This is a genomic window from Sphingomonas jeddahensis (assembly GCF_001981525.1).
GTDB classification, from domain to species: domain Bacteria; phylum Pseudomonadota; class Alphaproteobacteria; order Sphingomonadales; family Sphingomonadaceae; genus Sphingomonas; species Sphingomonas jeddahensis.
This window is the reverse complement of the sequence record NZ_MPSB01000009.1, coordinates 59,935-77,790: the sequence shown is the minus strand read 5'-3', so window position 1 is coordinate 77,790 and position 17,856 is coordinate 59,935. Positions and strand designations below refer to the sequence as shown.

The following is a 17,856-nucleotide window of genomic DNA, read 5'->3' as shown; positions in this document are numbered from 1 at the left end:
CTCGTGTCTCCCATGAACTGCATTCCCCGTTCGCCCCCGCGGTAACGGATTTACGGCCGCAACGGACCCCAAGACGGGTCCGAGCCGTCGAGCGGCGTCGGCACGCGCCGCTCGTTCACGCCGGTGAGATCGACCGACCAGACATCGGCCTTGCCGCTGCGCCCCTGCGCCGAGCGGTAGAACATCAGCACGCGGCCGTTCGGCGCCCAGGACGGGCCCTCGTCATGCCAGCCGTTGGTCAGGATCTTCTCGCCGCCGCCATTGGGGCTCATGACGCCGATCTTGAACCCGCCCGACATGCGCGTGAAGGCGATCATGTCGCCACGCGGGCTCCATGCCGGCGTGCCGTAGCGGCCGCCGCCGAAGCTGATGCGCTGCTGGTTCGATCCGTCCGAATTCATCACGTAAAGCTGCTGCCCGCCAGAGCGGTCGCTCTCGAACACGATCCGGCTGCCGTCGGGCGAATAGCTGCCGCCGGTATCAATGCCCGGCGAATTGGTCAGCTTCTGCGGCGTGCCACCGCCAGCAGGCACGCGGTACAGGTCAGTATTCCCGCCCGTCGCCATCGAGAACAGGATCCAGCGCCCATCGGGCGAGAAACGCGGCGCAAAGGTGGTGGCGACGTTCTGCACCACCATCCGCTGCCGCCCGGAGCCGATCTCATACACGTAGATGCCCGGCACCCGGCCGACATAGCTCATGTACACGATCGACTGCTGGTTGGGCGAGAAGCGCGGCGTCAGCACGATCGACTGGCCGTTGGTCAGGAAGCGGTGGTTGGCGCCGTCCTGGTCCATGATCGACAGCCGCTTGATGCGCTTGCCCTTGGGTCCGGTCTCCGAGACGTACACCACGCGACTGTCGAAATACGGCCCTTCGCCGGTCAGCCGGGCATAAACCATGTCGGCACATTTATGCGCCGCGCGCCGCCAGTCCGACGGCGGCACGACAAAGCCTTGCCGCATCAGCTCGGTCTGCGCCGACACATCGTACAGATAACATCCGACCGTCAGCGTCCCATCGCCATTGGCACGGACATAACCCTGCACCAGTGCCTGCGCGCCCGTGCCACCCCAATAGCTGAACGCCGGCGCCTGCACCTCCGGGTACATCACCGCGCGCAGCTGCGCCGGCTGGAGCGGGGTGAACAGGCCGGAGTTCTTGAGATCGTTGGTCACGATCTGCGCGAGCTGCCGCCCGAGCTCGTCGGTCGACCCGGCCGGCGTCGAGGTTACCGCGGTGGTCGGCATGGCAGGAATCGCGATCGGCATCGGCGCGGAGATGCCGCCGGTGACGTCCACCTCCAGCGGGCCGCCCGCAGTCTGCCCCGGCGCAGCCGTGGTCGCCGGCGCCTGATCGGGCACAATCAGCGGCGTCGGCGGCATGTCCTGCGCCACGCCGGGGGCGGCGAGCATCGCAAGGCAAAGCGCCGCCAACCCCGTTCGGGCTGAGCTTGTCGAAGCCCTGCCCTTCTTCGCCGGGAAGTGCAGCCCTTCGACAAGCTCAGGGCGAACGGTTGTTGGGTCGGTCATCACCGCAGCTTCCACTTGAAGTTGATGTTGTTCCACCCCCCATTGGGCGTGTCGTAATATTCCGCTGGCAACTTCAGCGGTGAACAGCCCTTGAACGCCGCAATCCCCAGGTCGCGCACACGCTGCGCATAGCGCTGGTTCTCCGGCGTCACCCCGGTCTGCCGCACCATCGTCGGCGTCGCCGCCAGCGTGCCGTTCTCGTTGAGCTTCAGGTTCAGCGTCGTGACGATCTCGTTCGCACCGGGGCCGGGGTCGACCTGGCGATCGGCGCATGGCTGGATCTGCCGCGCGATCGCCTGGACGATCGAGGCAAGTGCGCTGGCGTCGATCTTGGCGGCACGCGGCGTCTGGCTGCGGCTCTTCGACGGCTCGCTGGTCAGCCCTTTGAGGAAATCGTCGCCCAGCCGCCCGCCCTTGGGCTTGCTCGCCTTGGACTGGCTGTCCGATCCCGTGCCGCGCGCTTTCGCCGCTGCCGCCGCCTTGGCCTTAGCGTCCGCTGCCGCCTTCGCAGCTGCGGCCGCCTTCGCCTCGGCGGCTGCCTTGGCCTTGGCATCGGCCGCCGCCTTGGCCTTTGCCGCAGCCGCCGCTTTGGCCTTTGCCTCGGCTGCCTCCTTCTTCGCCGCCGCCGCCTGATCTGCCGCAGGGGGCTTTGGCTTGGGCGCAGGCTTGGGCTTTTCGACCGGCTTGGGGGCAGGCTTCGGCTTGGGCGGCGCAGGCTTGGGCTTCGGCTCAGCCTTAGGCGCCGCTTTGGGCGCGGGTTCGGGCGGTGCCGGCTTGGGCGCGGGCTGCGGCGGCGCAGGAGCAGGCTCAGGCGCTGGATCGGCCGGCGCCGGCGGCGCGGCATCGTCGGGCTCGCCGGTTTCGGGCGCGATCGATTGCGCCGGCTCCTCCACCGCCTGCGGCGCGGCAGCTTCCAGCCCGACATCCTTGACGAGGCTGACGTCGATCGGCTGCTGCTTCAGTTTCTCCGGGTTGGGGGTCGACAGAAAGCCGACCGACAGCAGCCCGAACAGGACAAGATGACCTGCCCCGGCGACGCCCAGCCCGACCTTTTCCGACCGCTCCATCCGGGTCACTCGTCCCCGATCGTCACCAGCGCGACCCGGTTCAGCCCCGCGCGGTTGAGCTCGCCCATCACGCGCATCACCTGGCCGTAGCCGAGCGCCGTATCGGCACGCAGATAGACCTGCGGCGGATCGCCCTCACCCGATTGCGCCGCGATTGCCTCCAATCGCGCCGGCAAATCATCCGCGGATACCTCGTCCTTGGCGATGAAGATGCGCCCGTCGGCGTCGAGCGAGATCTCGGTCGGCTGCTTGTCCTGGTCCAGCGGCTTGGCTCGGCTGTCCGGCAGGTTCACTGGCACGCCCGCGGTCAGCAGCGGCGCGGTCACCATGAAGATGATCAGCAGCACCAGCATGACGTCGACCAGCGGCGTGACGTTGATATCCGCCATCGGCGCCCGACGCCCACCCGAGCGCTGCGAAGGAAGCTGCATCGCCATGGCTTACATCCTCCGCGGAGCGGGGAGGATAACCTGATCGCCCGTCACCGTTCGCGGTCCAACTGGCGCGACAGCGTCGCATGGAATCCATCCGCGAACCGGTTCAGCCGCGCCTCGATCCGGTTGATCCCATGGCTGAAGCGATTGTACGCGATCACCGCCGGAATTGCCGCGAACAGGCCGATCGCGGTCGCGAACAGCGCCTCGGCGATACCCGGCGCCACCACCGCAAGGCTGGTGTTCTGCTGGCTGGCGATGCTGGTGAAGCTGCGCATGATGCCCCACACCGTGCCGAACAGCCCGACGAACGGCGCCACCGAGCCAACCGTCGCCAGCACGTTCAGCCGATCCGAAAGCTTGTCGATCTCGTTGGCCACGGCAGCACCCATGCTCGTCGCCAGCCGCTCGCGCGTGCCGCCGCGATCGATCACCGAGCCCTGCGTCGACCGCCGCCATTCCGCCACGCCCGCGGCGAACACCCGCGCGCTCGGCAGGTCCTCATCAGCGCGCGTCTTGTAGAAAGCGTCGATGTCGTCCGCTTTCCAGAAATCGCGCTCGAACACCTCCGTCGCCTTCCGCGTCCGGCCCAGCTTGCGCCAGAATGAGAAAATGATCGCCCAGGTCCAGATGCTCGCGGCGAGCAGGCCGAACATCACGCCCTTCACCACCCAATCGGCCTGCAGGAACAGCGCGATCGGCGACAAAGTAGCGGCATCGGTATTGAAGAACGGGTTCAAGGCCTTGTTACCCCATTTTCGACAAGAGCGGCGAAACGATCGATCCAGTCACGCGGTTGCCGCCGCGGCCGGCCCGAGGGTGAAACCAGTGCGGCGACGACATCCGCATCGGCCAGCACAAGCGCGCCGCGCATGACTCTTTGATGAATGGAGACGCTCGCCGCGCGCACTTCCGTCACGCGCGTAATGACAACCAACGCATCGTCGAGCTTGGCCGGCGCGCGATAGCGGATCGCCAGGCTCGCCACGGCATAGGCGCCCTCGCCCGCCTCATGCGCCGTGCGCTGGTCCACGCCGGCAAGCCGCAACATGTCCGATCGCGCGCGTTCCATGAAACGCAGGTAATTGGCGTGATAGACGATGCCCGACAGATCCGTGTCCTCGAAATAGACACGGATCGGCAACCGGTGCTCGGCGCCGACGAAGCGCCCCCCGGTCGGCTGGTCTGCGGGCTGATCGGCACGGCCGGTCTCCATAGCCCGCTGTTAACCCAAGCGTTCGCGCTAGAACAGTCCCGTAGGAGAAGCGAGGTCGTCATCCCGCATAAAGAGGATCGGCCACACAGCCTGTCCCGTCATGCCGGGCTCGTCCCGGCATCCACCGTGCCGCAAACCTCTGGCTATCAACTTTGCGGAACATTGGACCCCGGCACAGGGCCGGGGTGGCGGAGGGGGCGAAAGGCCGACGATGCTTACGACCGCGCCCAACCTCGCCGTTCCCAGCGCCTTACACCCGAACCGTTCGTGCTGTGCTCGTCGAAGCACGTGTCCCGAACGCGCCCTTCGACAAGCTCAGGGCGAACGGGTCGAAGTGGTCGAAAAAGGCTAGATCAGTCCTGCAACACCGACGGATCGACCTCGATCCGCGGCGCACGCGTACCGACAGCGCCAGCCGGCGCTGCTCGCATACCCACAGCCGGCGCCGGCGCACGCGTCGCGACGGCGGGAGCCGCCGCCGTCGGTGCTGGAACCACTGGCGCCGCCGCCCGGGTCCCCACCGCCGTCGCCGGCGTGACCGCTGGTGCAGCAACAGGCGCGGGAACAGCAACAGGCCCAAGCGGCACCAGCGGCACCGCCCCGCTAATCGGCGCGGCCGCCGGCGCAGCCGCCGCTATCACCGGCCGAGGTACCAGCATTTCGGCAAACGGCGCGTCAAGCGTCGGCAACACTGCGGCCGCAAAGGTCTGCAACTCGCCCGGCACAAGCCGTTCGGCTTCGGTCAGTGTCGCCGCGGAGGCCGTACAAAAGGCCTCGCGCACCTGCGCCTGCGAGAAGAAATTGTAGAGCCTGGTCATCGCATCGTCATAACGATCCTGCCAGCCTGCACCGGTAGCGCGATACTGCTGCTCCAACGTGCTCTCAGCGCCTGCCAGCGTCGTCTTGTGCTTCGCGAGCAGCGCATTGTAGCGCTGAACGATCACCGCCTCCTGCGCACCGCGGCAGGCAAGCGCAGCGACGTTGAGCGCGACTCGCATGTGCCACACCGTTGCTGCCGGCGAGAGCCCGCGGTTGATCGGCGAGATCGGCGGCGTGACATAGACCGGAACGGGCGTCGGCTCAGGCGGCGGCGGCGCGATCGCCACTTCCTTCGGCCTGGTGGAACAGGCGGCAATCGCCGCAATGGCGGCCGTGGCGAAGATGGCTTGCGTGACGCGTGACATGACGGCTCCGATTACCCCCCGGCTCCCGAGCCACAGACGTGCGCCCCGCAAGGTAAACGGGCGGTAAAGGATGCGACGGGCTGCCGCCGGAATGGAGCGTTCGCCCGGACACCTTCGTCACGTCCCTCGACGCGTGCACACTATGAATGCCAAGCTCGGGCCTGTCGATCCACTCGGCAAAAAGCGGTCTCTTTGGCACCGGTGAGGGGATCAACGCTCCGAAATCTGTCACCGCAAGCGGTCGGCGCCCGGTGCGTATCCTTGACCCCCGATACGCCGCTGGCCCATAGCGCCCCCATGGACACCCCTGTGGAGAGCCTGACGTTCGAGGCCGCGCTCAAGGAGCTCGAGACGATCGTCGCGCGCCTCGAATCCGGCGACACCCCGCTGGCCGATGCGATCGAATTGTACGAACGCGGCAATGCCCTGCGCGCGCGCTGTGCCGAACGGCTCGATGCCGCGCAGGCGCGAATCGAGGCGATCCGGCTCGATGCCGAAGGCCGGGCGACCACCACGCCGTTCGCCGCCGGATGAGCCTTTCCCCCGCGCTTGAGGCGGCGCTCGCCGATACCGCGCGTGACGTCGACGCACGCTTTGACGTGCTGCTGACGGTGCCGGATGATCCGCGCGCCGATCTCTACCGCGCGATGCGCCACGCCGCGATCGACGGCGGCAAGCGGCTGCGTCCCTTGCTGGTCTTCGCCACCGCGCGGCTGTTCAATTGCGACATGAACTGTGCCGGGCGCGTTGCCACGGCGCTGGAGGCGATCCACGTTTATTCGTTGATCCACGATGATCTGCCGGCGATGGACAATGACGACATGCGTCGCGGTCGCCCGACAGTGCACAGGAAGTTCGACGAGGCAACCGCCATCCTTGCCGGTGACTGCCTCCATGCGCTCGCTTTTGAAGTGCTCGCCGATCCTGCCACGCACGCCGATCCTTTTGTTCGCGCCGAACTGGTGCTCAATCTCGCGCACGCCGCCGGCCCCGCCGGCATGGCGGGCGGGCAAATGATGGACCTGGAGGCGGAACGCGCCGCGTTTGACCTTGCCACCGTCACGCGATTGCAGGCGATGAAGACTGGGGCGCTGATCCTCGCTGCGGTGGAAGCGGGCGCGATCCTCGGTCGCGTGCCGCCTGACGGGCGCACGCATCTGCGCGGCTATGCCCGCGACATCGGTCTGGCCTTTCAGATCGTCGACGATCTGCTCGACGTGGAGGGCGATGAGGCGCTCGCCGGCAAGAAGCTGCGCAAGGACGAAGGCGCGGGCAAGGAGACGTTCGTCTCCCTGCTTGGCGTGGAGCCGGCGCGCGAGCGCTGCCGCATGCTGGTCGATCAGGCCATCGCCCATCTGCGTTCCTACGGCCCGGAGGCCGATCTCCTCCGTGATATCGCCCGTTTCGTGCTCTCAAGGGATCATTGAAAATCATGACCAAGCGTATCGGTGTTTACCCCGGCACTTTCGACCCGATCACGCTGGGCCATATGGACATCATTCGTCGCGGCGCGAAGCTGGTCGATCGGCTGGTCATCGGCGTGACGACCAATCCGTCGAAAAGCCCGATGTTCACGCTGGAAGAGCGGATGGCGCAGGTCGAGCGCGAATGCGCCTCCCTTGATGCCGACATCCAGGTGGTCAGTTTCGACCTCTTGCTGATGGATTTCGCCGAGCGCGAGGGCGCCAGCATGATCGTCCGCGGCCTGCGCGCCGTCGCCGATTTCGAATACGAATATCAGATGGCCGGCATGAATCAGCAGCTGAACGATCGGATCGAGACGGTCTTCCTGATGGCCGACGTCGCGCTCCAGCCGATCGCCAGCCGCTTGGTGAAGGAAATCGCCATGTTCGGCGGCGAGATCGGCAAGTTCGTGACGCCGTCAGTGCGCGAGGAAGTAATCGCGCGCGTGGCCCAGCGGGGCAAGCGCGGCGGCTGACCTTGTCATCCTCCCCCTAGCAGGGAGGAATGAAGAGAAACGACCCTCCTGCCGTCATTCCGGCCTTGAGCCGGGATCCCGCTTCTTCTTCCAACACAGCCGAAGGCAGCGGGACCCCGGATCAATTCCGGGGTGACGACAAGTGCTCCCCCACGCAGTTCAGATTGGCGCAAGGCCCGATCTGGTCTAGGGCCGGCTGGACACGATCTGGTTGGGATAACGATGCGTTTTGTTGGAATGATCGCGATGCTGGCCGCGACCCTGCTCGCCGGCCCGGCCATGGCTCAGAACAAGGCGATGGAGGAAGCGGCCAAGGCGACCACCACCACCGCCAGCAAGCAGCGCTATACCCCGCCCCCCACCAACGATCTCGAAAACACCTGGTTGCTCGATCTGTCGTCGGGTGGCCGCGTCTCGATCTGGCTGCGTCCGGACGTGGCGCCCGACATGGTACGCCGCATCAAGAACCTGACGCGCCGCAAATTCTACGACGGCCTCACCTTTCACCGCGTGATCGACGGCTTCATGGCGCAGGGTGGCGACCCTCAGGGCGATGGCACCGGCGGGTCGGACCTGCCGGACGTGAAGGCAGAGTTCAATTACCTGCCCCACGTGCGCGGCGCAGTCGCCGCGGCGCGCGCGCAGGATGAGAATAGCGCCAACAGCCAGTTCTACATCATGCTGATGCCGCGCCTCAGCCTCGACAACAAATATACCGTGTTCGGCCGCGTGTTGCAGGGCATGCAATATGTGGACGGGATCCAAAAGGGCGAGCCGCCGGCGAACCCCACCCGCATCGTCCACGCCTATATCGCGGCGGACAATCCCCCGCCCTATCAGGCCGCGCCCGCTGCCCCCGCCCCGGCGCTCGGCGCGCCAGTGACGCTGCCTGGCACCAAGCCCAACGGGAACCCCAAGGCGCCCCGTTAGTCTCCCTTAGCGTTCGTCCCGAACGACGCGGGGCACGGACGCCAAGGGGGAAGCCGGCATGAACAGCGCAGCGACATGGTTACCCTATTGCGGGGTCGCGCCGGCGCCTGACGGGCTGATGGCGCGCTGGAACGGTGATCCGATCCTGATCGTCGCGCTGATCCTCGCGGCAGGCTGTTATCGCTTGCTGCCCAGCAACGCGGCCGAGCGGCGCTTCTTCGTCGCCGCGCTGGCGCTGGCGGCCTTGCTGTTCGTGTCGCCGCTCTGTGCGCTGACCAGCGCGCTGTTCTCCGCCCGCACCGTTCACCACACGCTGCTCACCGCCGTTCTCGCGCCGCTGCTCGCCTTTGCGCTCTCCCCGGTCGCCCGCGCGCCACGCGGCGGGATCGCGATCTGGACGGTGGTGCATATCTTCGCCTTCTGGCTGTGGCATGCGCCGCCCGCTTATGCCGCCGCGCTGTCGAGCGACATGCTTTATTGGACGATGCAGGCGAGCCTGCTCGTCACCGCCTGGGGCATGTGGGCGCACATCCGCACCGCTGCCCTGCCGTTCGGGATCGCCGCACTGCTGGCGTTGATGGTGCAGATGGGGCTGCTCGGCGCGCTGCTCGTGTTCAACGCCGACGCGCTCTACGCGCCACATTATCTCAGCACGCAAGCCTGGGGCTTTTCGCCGCTCGAGGACCAGCAGCTCGCCGGCCTCATCATGTGGGCGCCAGCCGCAGGCTTCTATCTCGCCGGCGCGCTGTGGATGCTTGCGCGTTGGCTGGGCGTGGAGGAGCGCGGCGAGGCGGTGACCGCGCGATGATCAAGGCACTTCGCGAATGGGCGCGCGGCCACACCGACCGTGCCCGCTACTCGCCCGTCGGCATTGCCTTTCACTGGGTCATGGCCTTCCTGATCCTGTTCCAGCTCGGTTGGGGCTGGACCATGAGCCGGCTGCCGGTCGGCGCGGACAAACTCTATTTCTACCAGGTGCACAGCGCCGCGGGGCTGGTCGTGATCCTGCTCGCGATCGGCCGCTTTTGGTGGCGGCTCGCGGTTCCCGGCCCGATCAATGATGCCGACAAGCAGGGCTGGCAGACGACCGTGTCGGTCGCGATCCACTGGGTCTTCTACGCCACCTTCTTCCTGCTGCCGATCAGCGGCTGGATCATGTGGTCCGCGCTGGCCGAGCCGGGACCGCTCTACCTTGCCGGGGTGATCCCCTGGCCGTCTTTCCCGCTCGGCGACATGCCGCTCACCCTGCGCTGGCGGATCATGGACGTGGCGGAGGATGTCCACCTCGTCACCGTGTTCGCGCTGTTCCTGGTCATTCCGCTCCACGTCGGGGCGGCGCTGAAGCATCATTTCTGGGATCGCCACGACGTTCTGCGCGGGATGCTGCCGGAGATTCCCGACGAGGAAGACCCCCAGGGAGACCGGACGCATAAACACCGAGAGCCGCAACCTCAGGCGGGGTGAGCTTGCGGCTGATCTCCAGCATGACGTTGCCCGGATCGTTGCGCCGCTCGCTCTTGCGCCATTGGTCGAGCTGTTCGGACAAATAGCCGGCGGGCTGCCCGCCCAGCGCCGGGTTGCCCGGTCCTCCCCCCTCGCCCGCACGCCCATGGCACACGGCACAAGGCTGAAGCCCGCGCGACGCATCGCCGTGTTGATAGAGCGCAGCGCCCGGCCCTGTTGTGGCTACCGTTTCGGTGGCCGGTTTGTAGGGCAGCGACGCATAATAAGCTGACACGGTCTGCCGATTCGCCGGGGTCAGCCGCTTGGCGATCCATTCCATCTCTGGGTGCTTGCGCCGCCCGCTGGCGTATCCCTCCAGCTGCGCGGACATATAGCCGAGGTCCAGCCCCGCCAGCCGCGGCGCGCCAGCACCGTTGCCGCGCCCATCCATGCCGTGGCAGCTGAAGCACGCGCTCGACGCCCCCGCATCGCCGCCGCTCAGCGCAACAAGTTGGCCGGTCTCCACGAACCGATCCGCCGCGGTACGATCGGCGACACCGCAGGCCGAGATCAGGAGCAGGGGAAGGCAGACGAGCGACCGCCGTCGGAAAGTTTCAGCCGTCGTCATCGCGCCTCTGGGAACCTACGCGTGGTCCGATCGGTTCCGAAACAAACTGCCGGGTCTTGCGATGCGGCATGACGGGGGATTTCTGTTCGCGTTACGCGCCTTGCTGCCGCTGGTAACGTTGGTGGCGGCCTGCAAGCCGCCGCCCGACGAGCGTCAGCATATGCCGCAGGCCGATCCCGCCGCCGGCCTGGCAGCGATCGAGCGGGTCGGCTGCGCGGCGTGCCACGCCATTCCCGGCCTCAACTGGCCCAAGGGCGCGCTCGGCCCCTCGCTGGAGAAGTTCGGTGATCAGGGCATGATCGCCGGCCGTCTGCCTAACCGCCCCGACGTGCTCGCGCATTTCGTCCGCGCAGCGCCCGAACTCGTCCCCGGAACCACCATGCCGGCCATGCCGCTCAACGAGAAGGAAGCGCGCGATGTCGCCGCCTACCTCTACACTCTCCGCGCCAAATAAGGGCGGCTTTGCGGAGAGCCTCGCCGGATGGCCGCCGCCCGTGCTCGATCCGGCGGGGCCGTATGCGGGATCGGTGACGACGCTGTCGTGGATCCTGTTCTTCATGGGTGTGGCGGTGCTCGGCGTGGTGCTGATGGCGCTGTGGATCGCCTTGTTCGGCAAGGAACGGCTGCGCGCGCGGCTTGGCGGCAAGAAGGTGATCTGGATCGGCGGCATCGCCTTTCCCGTGGTCGTGCTCACCGCCTTGCTGGTCTATGGCCTGACGCTCACCCGCAACCTCACCGCGCCGCCGGGCCCCACGGCGATGACGGTGCGCGTCACCGGCGAGATGTGGTGGTGGCGCGTCGACTATCTCGGCAGCGACGGCCAATTGGCGATGCGCGACGCCAACGAACTTCATATCCCGGTCGGCAAGACGGTGGTGGTGCAGCTCGAATCCAACGACGTCATTCACAGCTTCTGGGTCCCGCGGCTCTCGGGCAAGCTCGACATGATCCCCGGCCGCCGCAACGTCATGAAGATCCAGGCCGACAAGCCGGGCGTATTCGGCGGGCAGTGCGCCGAATATTGCGGCGGGCCGCACGCGCTGATGGGCTTCGTCGTGGTCGCGCACGAACCGGCCGAGTTCCAGCGCTGGATGGCCGCTCGCCAGACACGCGTGCAGCAGGCCGCCGCCGCCAACACCCGCGGCGCGCAGCTCTTCCAGTCGACCGGCTGCGCGGCCTGCCACCGCATCGCCGGTACACAGGCGAACGGCCTCGCCGGCCCGGACCTGACCCATATCGGCACGCGCCAGTCCATTGGCGCCGGCATTTTGCCCAACAATCGCGGTACGTTGATCGGCTGGATCGGCAATGCGCAAGCGATCAAGCCGGGTAACCGCATGCCGCCCTACACAATGCTGTCGGGTGAGGATCTCCAGGCGCTGGCCGACTACATGCAGGCGCAGAAGTGAGCTCGGAAACCGGCTTCGACCCCGCGCTCTACGATCGCTTTCCCACCAAGGGAGAGCGTCCCGCCGGCGAGCTGAAGCAGCTGGAGGACATCTGGTGCAAGCCCAAGGGCTGGGAGCTGCTGACCGCGGTCAACAACAATTACATCGGCTTCTTCTACGTCGCGACCGCCTTTGCCTTCTTCCTGCTCGCGGGCGTGCTCGCGCTCGTCATGCGCGTGCAGCTTGCGCTGCCGCTGATGGGCGTGCTGCCGCAGGAAACGTACAACCAGTTCTTCACCATGCACGGCACGGTGATGATGTTCCTCTTCGCGGTCCCCGCGATGGAGGCGATGGCGGTGCTGCTGCTGCCGCAGATGCTGGCGGCGCGCGACCTGCCGTTCCCGCGCCTCTCGGCTTATGCGTTCTGGGCCTATGCCGTTGGCGGGCTGTGTTTCTTCGCCTCGCTATTCGTCGGCCTCGCGCCCGATGGCGGCTGGTTCATGTACCCGCCGTACACCAGCACCACCTATTCGCCCGGCATCAACGCCGATTTCTGGCTGCTCGGCATTGGCTTCATCGAGATCAGCGCCATCGCCGGCGCGATCGAGATCATCGTCGGCGCGCTGCGCACCCGCGCGCCGGGCATGACGCTGGCCAAGATGCCGATCTACGCCTGGGCGATGCTGGTGTTCGGCGTGATGATCATCATCGGCTTCCCGTCGGTTATCCTGTGCACGCTGCTGCTCGAGCTGGAGCGCGCGTTCAACTGGCCGTTCTTTGACGCGACCCGCGGCGGCGATCCGCTGCTGTGGCAGCACCTCTTCTGGTTCTTCGGCCATCCGGAAGTGTACATCATCTTCCTGCCCGCTTCTGGCCTCGTCTCGATGGTCATCGCCGCGGTGAACCGCACGCCGCTGGTCGGCCACAATCTCATCGTGCTCGCCTTCCTCGCCACCGGCTTCATCAGCTTCGGCGTCTGGTCGCACCACATGTTCACCACCGGCATGCCGACGCTCTCGGTCAGCTTTTTCTCGGCGGCGAGCATGGCGGTGAGCGTGCCCGCCGGTATCCAGGTCTTCTCCTGGATCGCGACCTTCGCGATGGGACGCGCGCGCTACAACACGCCGACGTTGTTCCTGCTCGGCGGCCTCATCACCTTCGTGATCGGCGGGCTCACCGGCGTGATGGTCGCCATGGTGCCGTTCGATTGGCAGGCGCACGACAGCTATTTCATCGTCGCGCACCTCCACTACGTGCTGATCGGGGGCATGGTCTTCCCCTTCTTCGCCGCGCTTTATTACTGGACGCCGATGACGAGCAGCCGCGCCTTGTCGGAGCGGCTCGGCAAGTGGATCTTCTGGCTGATGTTCGCCGGCATGCAGGTGACGTTCCTGCCGATGCATCTCACCGGCTTCATGGGCATGCCGCGCCGCGTCTATACCTATCTGCCCGGCCGCGACTGGGATCTGCTCAACATGATCTCGACGGTCGGCGCCTTCCTGTTCGGCGCGGGCGTGCTGCTGTTCCTGATCGATTGCGCACGCAACATGCGCTTCACCACCGACAATGACGCGGGCAACGTATATCGCGGAGGCACGCTCGAATGGCTGCCAACCGGCCTGTATTCCACTCGCAGCATCCCCGTGGTGAAGAGCCGCTATCCGCTGTGGGACGATCCGGACCTGCCAAAGGATGTTGAGGAAGGTCGCTACTTCCTCCCGAACTCCGCCACTGGCCTGCGCGAAACGATCGTCACCAGCCCGCTGCGTGCCGAGCCGCAATATGTGCAGATCATGCCTGGCCCGTCGCCGTGGCCGCTGCTCGCCGCGATCTTCACCGCCGGCTTCTTCATGATCCTGACGATCCAGGCTTATTACACCGCCTTCGCCAATGGCGTCCTGGCGATCGCCTGCATCTTGCGCTGGATGTGGGACACCGATCGGCTGGTGCCCGACAAGAAGGTCGATGTCGGCGCCGGAATCATGCTGCCGACCTATCGCACCGGGCCGGGCACCCACGGCTGGTGGGCGATGATCATCCTGCTGATCGTCGTCGGCATGATCTTCACCATGTCGGTGTTCGGCTATTTCTACCTCTACGGCATCCATCCGCAATTCTGGATCAAGCCGCCCGACGTGACGTGGCTGGTCCCGATCCTGCTCGGCCATGGCGGCGGCGCGGGGCTGGCGATCCTGGCCCGCTATATGCTGGCCCGCGAAAATACCGAGCTATGGACCCCCGGCGTGCTGATCTGCTGCGCCGCCGCCTCGCTGCTCTTCGGTTTCGGCGTGGATTGCTGGAACTGGACCGCGCACGGCCTGTGGCCGACGGCGAGCGGCCAGGGCGCGATCGTCTACGCCTTCCAGTCGCTGCAGGGCATTCTGGTGTTCATCTGCGTGCTGATGGCCGGTTACCTGTCGGCGCGAAACAGCCGCGCACTGATCGTTTGCCCACGCAACAACACGATGGACCTGGTGGTGATGTTCATGTGCTACACCGCCGTCGAAGGCATCGCCGCCGCGTTGATCGCGCGCCTCTTTCCGGGGCCGTTCTGAGCGATGCGCGCCTGGGCCTATATGCTGGGCGGCCTGATCGTCTGGACCGTCCATTTCTTCGCCATCTACATCGCGGCAAGTGTGTTTCCCGGGCTTCCGCTCGGCCATGTGCTGACGCTGCTGATCACGCTGGCGTGCCTCGCGGCGGATGCGTGGCTGATCGTGCGTCTGCGTGTGCCCAGCGGCGGTGACGATTTCCGCGAATGGATGCGCAAGCTCGCACTCGTCGGCGCGGGGATCAGCGCCATCTCCGTGCTGTGGCAGGGATTGCCAGCGCTGATCGTGTGATGGCGTGACGACCGGGGAACCCCGTCGCTGAAACACCAACCTGGCCACAATCGTCATGCCGGGCTCGTTCCGGCATCCAGTGTTCCGCAAACCAAGCGGCCAGTGAGTACACGGGTGCCTGGATGCCGCGACAAGCCCGGCATGGAGGTAAGATACCTGCGTCGACTCACCGGACGAACGCCGACACTTTGTCCAATTGGAGGAGGTATCCCCTACCCCCGCGACGCCCACAGCCCCGCCGCTGCCGCCAGCGCGCCCGCCGCAGCAACAAACGCCACGATCATCAGCAGCCCGTCCCTGACCAGCAGCGCCATGCCGAACGCCGCGATTGCCGCCATCGGCGCGGTGGTGGCGAGCGGCAGCAGCTCCAGCGGCGGCACCGCCATGGTCAACACGATGATCGCCGCCGCCGCCACCCGCACCATCGGCCCCTTGGTGAGCGCCGGCAGCCGGCCGTGGAACCACTTGTCCATCCACTTGCCGACCGGGCGCACCTTCTCCACGCCCTTTTTCACCTTCTTCGACTTGAGCGAACGGTTGGCAAGGAATCCGGGCAGCCACAGATGCTTGCGCCCGAACAGCAATTGTCCGGCGGTCAGCACGATCACCAGCGCGAGCAGGGTCGGCAAGCCGGGGATCGATCCCACCGGCGAAATGTCGATCAGGGGAATGACGATCAGGAACGGCGCATAGCTGCGATTGCCGAACGCCTCGATCGTCTGGCCGAGCGACACCTCGTCATTGCTATCGGCGAGTTCGTCGAGCCGGTCGAGAATATCGCCGACGCTATGCGGATCATTGGCCATGCGCCGATGAACGGGGGCGCGGGGGTGGGGTTCCGATAACGAGGCGTTGCCCTGCCCCGGACAGGCACGTCACCCCGGCCTTAAGCCGGGGTCCCGCTTCTTCTGCGAAGTCAGTCAACAGCGGAACCCCCGGATCAAGTCCGGGGTGACGAGGTTGTCAGTTGTACCGCAGATCGAAGCGATCGGCGTTCATCACCTTGGTCCATGCCGCCACGAAGTCCGTCACGAACTTCTCCTTGGCATCTGCCGAGGCATAGACTTCCGACAGCGCGCGCAACTGCGAGTTGGCGCCAAACACCAGATCGGTCCGCGTCGCCTTCCAGCGCGGCTCGTCCGTCGCGCGGTCGCTGCCGACATACAGCTCGTCGCTGCTGTCATCGACCTGCTTCCACGCCGTGCCCATGTCGAGCACATTCACGAAGAAGTCGTTGGTCAGCTGCCCCGGACGATCGGTCAGCACGCCATGGTCGGTGTCGCCGTGATTGGCGCCCAGCACGCGCAGGCCGCCGACCAGCACCGCCATTTCCGGCGAGCTCAACCCGAGGAGTTGCGCGCGATCGACCAGAAGCTCCTCGGTCGGCACATTGTAGCGCACCTGGAGGTAGTTGCGGAAACCATCCGCCTTGGGCTCCAGCACCTCGAAGCTTTCAGCGTCGGTTTCCTCGGCGCTGGCATCGGTGCGCCCCGGCGTGAACGGCACCGACACGTCATGGCCACCCGCTTTCGCCGCCTGCTCCACACCCATTGTGCCACCAAGCACGATCAGATCGGCGATCGACACCTTCTTGCCGCCGCTCGCGCCGCTGTCGAACTCGGCCTTGATCCGCTCATAGACGTCGAGCACCTTGGCCAGCTTCTCCGGCTCGTTCACGTCCCAGCTACGCTGCGGCTCCAGCCGGATGCGCCCGCCATTCGCGCCGCCGCGATGGTCCGACCGGCGATAGGTCGCCGCCGAGGCCCAGGCCGTCTTCACCAGCTGGCTGATCGTCAGCCCTGCATCTGCAATCTTCTGCTTCAGCGCAGTCACGTCGCTGCTGTCGATCGGCGCATGATCGGCCTTGGGGATCGGATCCTGCCAGATCAGATCCTCCGCCGGCACGTCCGGGCCGAGGTAGCGGATCTTCGGCCCCATGTCGCGGTGGGTCAGCTTGAACCAGGCGCGTGCAAAGGCGTCGGCGAAATACTCCGGGTCGGCCCGGAACTTCTGCATGATCTCGAGGTATTTCGGATCGACCTTCATCGCCATGTCGGCGGTGGTCATCATGGTCGGCACCTTGACGTCCGGCGTATGCGCCTTGGGCGCCAGCGTCTCCTCCGGATTGCCAACCGGCTGCCACTGCTTCGCGCCCGCCGGGCTACGCACCAGCTCGTACTCATGGTCGAGCAGCATGTCGAAATAGGTCATGTCCCAGGTGATCGGCGTCGGCGTCCACGCGCCTTCGATGCCGCTGGTGATCGTGTGATCGCCCATGCCGCTTTCGTGCGTGGAGGCCCAGCCGAGGCCCATCTGCGCGATATCGGCGCCTTCCGGCTCCGCCCCGACCAGCTTCGCATCGCCCGCGCCATGCGCCTTGCCGAAGGTGTGGCCACCCGCGGTGAGCGCCACCGTCTCCTCGTCGTTCATGCCCATCCGCGCGAACGTCTCGCGGATGTCGCGCGCGGATTGCGCCGCATCGGGCACGCCGCCCGGCCCTTCGGGGTTGACGTAGATCAGGCCCATCTGGATGGCAGCAAGCGGGCTTTCCAGCACCATCTCGCGATCGGGCTGGATCCGGGTCTGGCTGCTTTCATGCCCGACCCATTCCTCTTCGGTGCCCCAATAGATGTCCTTCTCGGGCTCGAATACGTCGGTGCGCCCCCCGCCAAAGCCGAACACCGGCCCGCCCATCGATTCGATGGCGACATTGCCGGTCAGGATGAACAGGTCCGCCCAGCTCAGCTTGCGACCATACTTCTGCTTGATCGGCCACAAGAGCCGGCGCGCCTTGTCGAGATTGCCATTGTCCGGCCAGGAATTGAGCGGCGCGAACCGCTGCGAACCCGACGACGAACCGCCGCGGCCGTCGCCGGTGCGATAGGTGCCGGCCGAGTGCCATGCCATGCGGATGAAGAACGGGCCGTAATGCCCGTAATCGGCCGGCCACCATGGCTGGCTGTCAGTCATGAGTGCCTTGAGATCCGCCTTCACCGCTTCGAGATCGAGCGTCTTGAATTCGGCGGCATAATCGAAATCGTCACCCATCGGATTGCCCGACAGGCCGTTCTGCTGAAGGATTTCCAGCGACAATTGGTTGGGCCACCAATCGCGGTTGGTGCGGCCGAGCAGGCTGCGCAGCGCCGCCGGCTCCTTGCTATGATCGCTGAGCGGACTCCCGCCCCCGCTCCCGGTGACTGGGCAGCCGCTGGTTGGTGCGTCCATGACGATTATCCTCTCCTCGCGAAATCT

At 66.3% G+C, this 17,856-nt stretch carries 18 protein-coding genes and 1 pseudogene; 10 read left to right on the top strand and 9 right to left on the bottom strand.

The genetic code is table 11. The features are described from left to right. Positions 1–50: 50 nt before the first annotated feature. The 6 genes from tolB to SPHI_RS10565 all read right to left on the bottom strand — a co-directional run bounded on the left by tolB (position 51) and on the right by SPHI_RS10565 (position 5,433). Positions 51–1,385 (bottom strand): Tol-Pal system beta propeller repeat protein TolB, encoded by a 1,335-nt coding sequence (gene tolB / locus SPHI_RS10590; RefSeq protein WP_408640484.1) that lies wholly within the window; start codon positions 1,383–1,385, stop codon positions 51–53. A 146-nt stretch (positions 1,386–1,531) separates the two neighbouring features. Next, complete coding sequence (gene tolA / locus SPHI_RS10585; RefSeq protein ID WP_076744912.1) at positions 1,532–2,599, bottom strand: cell envelope integrity protein TolA; 1,068 nt, start codon at positions 2,597–2,599, stop codon at positions 1,532–1,534. A 5-nt stretch (positions 2,600–2,604) separates the two neighbouring features. Continuing rightward, on the bottom strand, positions 2,605–3,036 hold the full coding sequence (tolR, locus tag SPHI_RS10580; RefSeq protein WP_076744910.1) for a protein TolR: 432 nt from the start codon (positions 3,034–3,036) through the stop codon (positions 2,605–2,607). A gap of 44 nt (positions 3,037–3,080) precedes the next feature. Further along, positions 3,081–3,773: a protein TolQ gene (gene tolQ, locus SPHI_RS10575; protein WP_076744909.1), complete on the bottom strand. Its 693-nt coding sequence runs from the start codon at positions 3,771–3,773 to the stop codon at positions 3,081–3,083. Then, positions 3,770–4,249 carry a tol-pal system-associated acyl-CoA thioesterase gene (gene ybgC, locus SPHI_RS10570; RefSeq protein ID WP_076744908.1) on the bottom strand — a complete coding sequence of 160 codons (480 nt, stop codon included), beginning with the start codon at positions 4,247–4,249 and terminating at the stop codon, positions 3,770–3,772. The genes tolQ and ybgC overlap by 4 nt, the downstream gene beginning before the upstream one ends. 353 nt (positions 4,250–4,602) lie before the next feature. Further along, positions 4,603–5,433, bottom strand: coding sequence for a hypothetical protein (locus SPHI_RS10565; RefSeq protein ID WP_076744907.1), 831 nt, complete (start codon positions 5,431–5,433; stop codon positions 4,603–4,605). 297 nt (positions 5,434–5,730) lie between these two features. Here SPHI_RS10565 and SPHI_RS10560 point away from each other — a divergent pair, with 297 nt between their 5' ends. The 6 genes from SPHI_RS10560 (at position 5,731) to SPHI_RS10535 (ending at position 9,766) form a co-directional block, all read left to right on the top strand. Next, on the top strand, positions 5,731–5,967 hold the full coding sequence (locus SPHI_RS10560) for an exodeoxyribonuclease VII small subunit (protein ID WP_076744906.1): 237 nt from the start codon (positions 5,731–5,733) through the stop codon (positions 5,965–5,967). Beyond that, positions 5,964–6,860: a polyprenyl synthetase family protein gene (locus SPHI_RS10555; protein ID WP_076744905.1), complete on the top strand. Its 897-nt coding sequence runs from the start codon at positions 5,964–5,966 to the stop codon at positions 6,858–6,860. Before SPHI_RS10560 ends, SPHI_RS10555 begins: the two co-directional genes overlap by 4 nt. Before the next feature lie 5 nt (positions 6,861–6,865). Beyond that, complete coding sequence (gene coaD, locus SPHI_RS10550; protein ID WP_076744904.1) at positions 6,866–7,372, top strand: pantetheine-phosphate adenylyltransferase; 507 nt, start codon at positions 6,866–6,868, stop codon at positions 7,370–7,372. Positions 7,373–7,594: 222 nt separating this feature from the next. Next, a complete protein-coding gene (locus SPHI_RS10545; protein WP_076744903.1) occupies positions 7,595–8,302 on the top strand; it encodes a peptidylprolyl isomerase in 708 nt (235 codons plus the stop codon). 58 nt (positions 8,303–8,360) lie between these two features. Further along, positions 8,361–9,110 (top strand): cytochrome c oxidase assembly protein, encoded by a 750-nt coding sequence (locus tag SPHI_RS10540; protein WP_076744902.1) that lies wholly within the window; start codon positions 8,361–8,363, stop codon positions 9,108–9,110. After that, positions 9,107–9,766, top strand: a complete 660-nt coding sequence (locus SPHI_RS10535) for a cytochrome b (RefSeq protein WP_076744900.1) — start codon at positions 9,107–9,109, stop codon at positions 9,764–9,766. The genes SPHI_RS10540 and SPHI_RS10535 overlap by 4 nt, the downstream gene beginning before the upstream one ends. Before the next feature lie 55 nt (positions 9,767–9,821). On the opposite strand, the pseudogene SPHI_RS15520 reads toward SPHI_RS10535, so the two are convergent. Beyond that, positions 9,822–10,373, bottom strand: a pseudogene (locus tag SPHI_RS15520) (c-type cytochrome); the annotation flags it as partial. A gap of 61 nt (positions 10,374–10,434) precedes the next feature. On the opposite strand from SPHI_RS15520, the gene SPHI_RS10525 reads away from it, so the two are divergent. The 4 genes from SPHI_RS10525 to SPHI_RS10510 are packed head-to-tail and all read left to right on the top strand — an operon-like array spanning position 10,435 to position 14,604. Next, the gene (locus SPHI_RS10525) at positions 10,435–10,827 is read left to right on the top strand and encodes a c-type cytochrome (RefSeq protein ID WP_076744898.1); all 393 of its coding nucleotides are present in this window, start codon (positions 10,435–10,437) and stop codon (positions 10,825–10,827) included. Beyond that, on the top strand, positions 10,790–11,782 hold the full coding sequence (gene coxB, locus SPHI_RS10520) for a cytochrome c oxidase subunit II (protein WP_076744896.1): 993 nt from the start codon (positions 10,790–10,792) through the stop codon (positions 11,780–11,782). The genes SPHI_RS10525 and coxB overlap by 38 nt, the downstream gene beginning before the upstream one ends. After that, positions 11,779–14,316 carry a cbb3-type cytochrome c oxidase subunit I gene (locus tag SPHI_RS10515; RefSeq protein ID WP_076744895.1) on the top strand — a complete coding sequence of 846 codons (2,538 nt, stop codon included), beginning with the start codon at positions 11,779–11,781 and terminating at the stop codon, positions 14,314–14,316. The genes coxB and SPHI_RS10515 overlap by 4 nt, the downstream gene beginning before the upstream one ends. 3 nt (positions 14,317–14,319) lie before the next feature. Next, positions 14,320–14,604, top strand: coding sequence for a hypothetical protein (locus SPHI_RS10510; RefSeq protein ID WP_076744894.1), 285 nt, complete (start codon positions 14,320–14,322; stop codon positions 14,602–14,604). Between the two features lie 212 nt (positions 14,605–14,816). On the opposite strand, the gene SPHI_RS10505 is transcribed toward SPHI_RS10510, so the two are convergent. Both SPHI_RS10505 and katG read right to left on the bottom strand, forming a co-directional pair. Beyond that, on the bottom strand, positions 14,817–15,410 hold the full coding sequence (locus SPHI_RS10505; protein WP_076744892.1) for an exopolysaccharide biosynthesis protein: 594 nt from the start codon (positions 15,408–15,410) through the stop codon (positions 14,817–14,819). A gap of 157 nt (positions 15,411–15,567) precedes the next feature. Next, on the bottom strand, positions 15,568–17,829 hold the full coding sequence (gene katG / locus SPHI_RS10500; RefSeq protein WP_076744891.1) for a catalase/peroxidase HPI: 2,262 nt from the start codon (positions 17,827–17,829) through the stop codon (positions 15,568–15,570). Positions 17,830–17,856: the final 27 nt, after the last annotated feature.

Excerpts from the sequence above, each read along its gene's own strand:
- coaD (WP_076744904.1), top strand. The coding sequence starts at position 6,866 with ATGACCAAGCGTATCGGTGTTTACCCCGGCACTTTCGACCCGATCACG.
- SPHI_RS10540 (WP_076744902.1), top strand. The coding sequence starts at position 8,361 with ATGAACAGCGCAGCGACATGGTTACCCTATTGCGGGGTCGCGCCGGCG.
- ybgC (WP_076744908.1), bottom strand. The coding sequence starts at position 4,249 with ATGGAGACCGGCCGTGCCGATCAGCCCGCAGACCAGCCGACCGGGGGG.
- tolA (WP_076744912.1), bottom strand. The coding sequence starts at position 2,599 with ATGGAGCGGTCGGAAAAGGTCGGGCTGGGCGTCGCCGGGGCAGGTCAT.
- SPHI_RS10505 (WP_076744892.1), bottom strand. The coding sequence starts at position 15,410 with ATGGCCAATGATCCGCATAGCGTCGGCGATATTCTCGACCGGCTCGAC.
- SPHI_RS10535 (WP_076744900.1), top strand. The coding sequence starts at position 9,107 with ATGATCAAGGCACTTCGCGAATGGGCGCGCGGCCACACCGACCGTGCC.
- SPHI_RS10560 (WP_076744906.1), top strand. The coding sequence starts at position 5,731 with ATGGACACCCCTGTGGAGAGCCTGACGTTCGAGGCCGCGCTCAAGGAG.
- SPHI_RS10555 (WP_076744905.1), top strand. The coding sequence starts at position 5,964 with ATGAGCCTTTCCCCCGCGCTTGAGGCGGCGCTCGCCGATACCGCGCGT.
- katG (WP_076744891.1), bottom strand. The coding sequence starts at position 17,829 with ATGGACGCACCAACCAGCGGCTGCCCAGTCACCGGGAGCGGGGGCGGG.
- SPHI_RS10510 (WP_076744894.1), top strand. The coding sequence starts at position 14,320 with ATGCGCGCCTGGGCCTATATGCTGGGCGGCCTGATCGTCTGGACCGTC.
- tolB (WP_408640484.1), bottom strand. The coding sequence starts at position 1,385 with ATGCCGCCGACGCCGCTGATTGTGCCCGATCAGGCGCCGGCGACCACG.
- tolR (WP_076744910.1), bottom strand. The coding sequence starts at position 3,036 with ATGGCGATGCAGCTTCCTTCGCAGCGCTCGGGTGGGCGTCGGGCGCCG.
- SPHI_RS10565 (WP_076744907.1), bottom strand. The coding sequence starts at position 5,433 with ATGTCACGCGTCACGCAAGCCATCTTCGCCACGGCCGCCATTGCGGCG.
- SPHI_RS10525 (WP_076744898.1), top strand. The coding sequence starts at position 10,435 with ATGCGGCATGACGGGGGATTTCTGTTCGCGTTACGCGCCTTGCTGCCG.
- SPHI_RS10545 (WP_076744903.1), top strand. The coding sequence starts at position 7,595 with ATGCGTTTTGTTGGAATGATCGCGATGCTGGCCGCGACCCTGCTCGCC.
- coxB (WP_076744896.1), top strand. The coding sequence starts at position 10,790 with ATGTCGCCGCCTACCTCTACACTCTCCGCGCCAAATAAGGGCGGCTTT.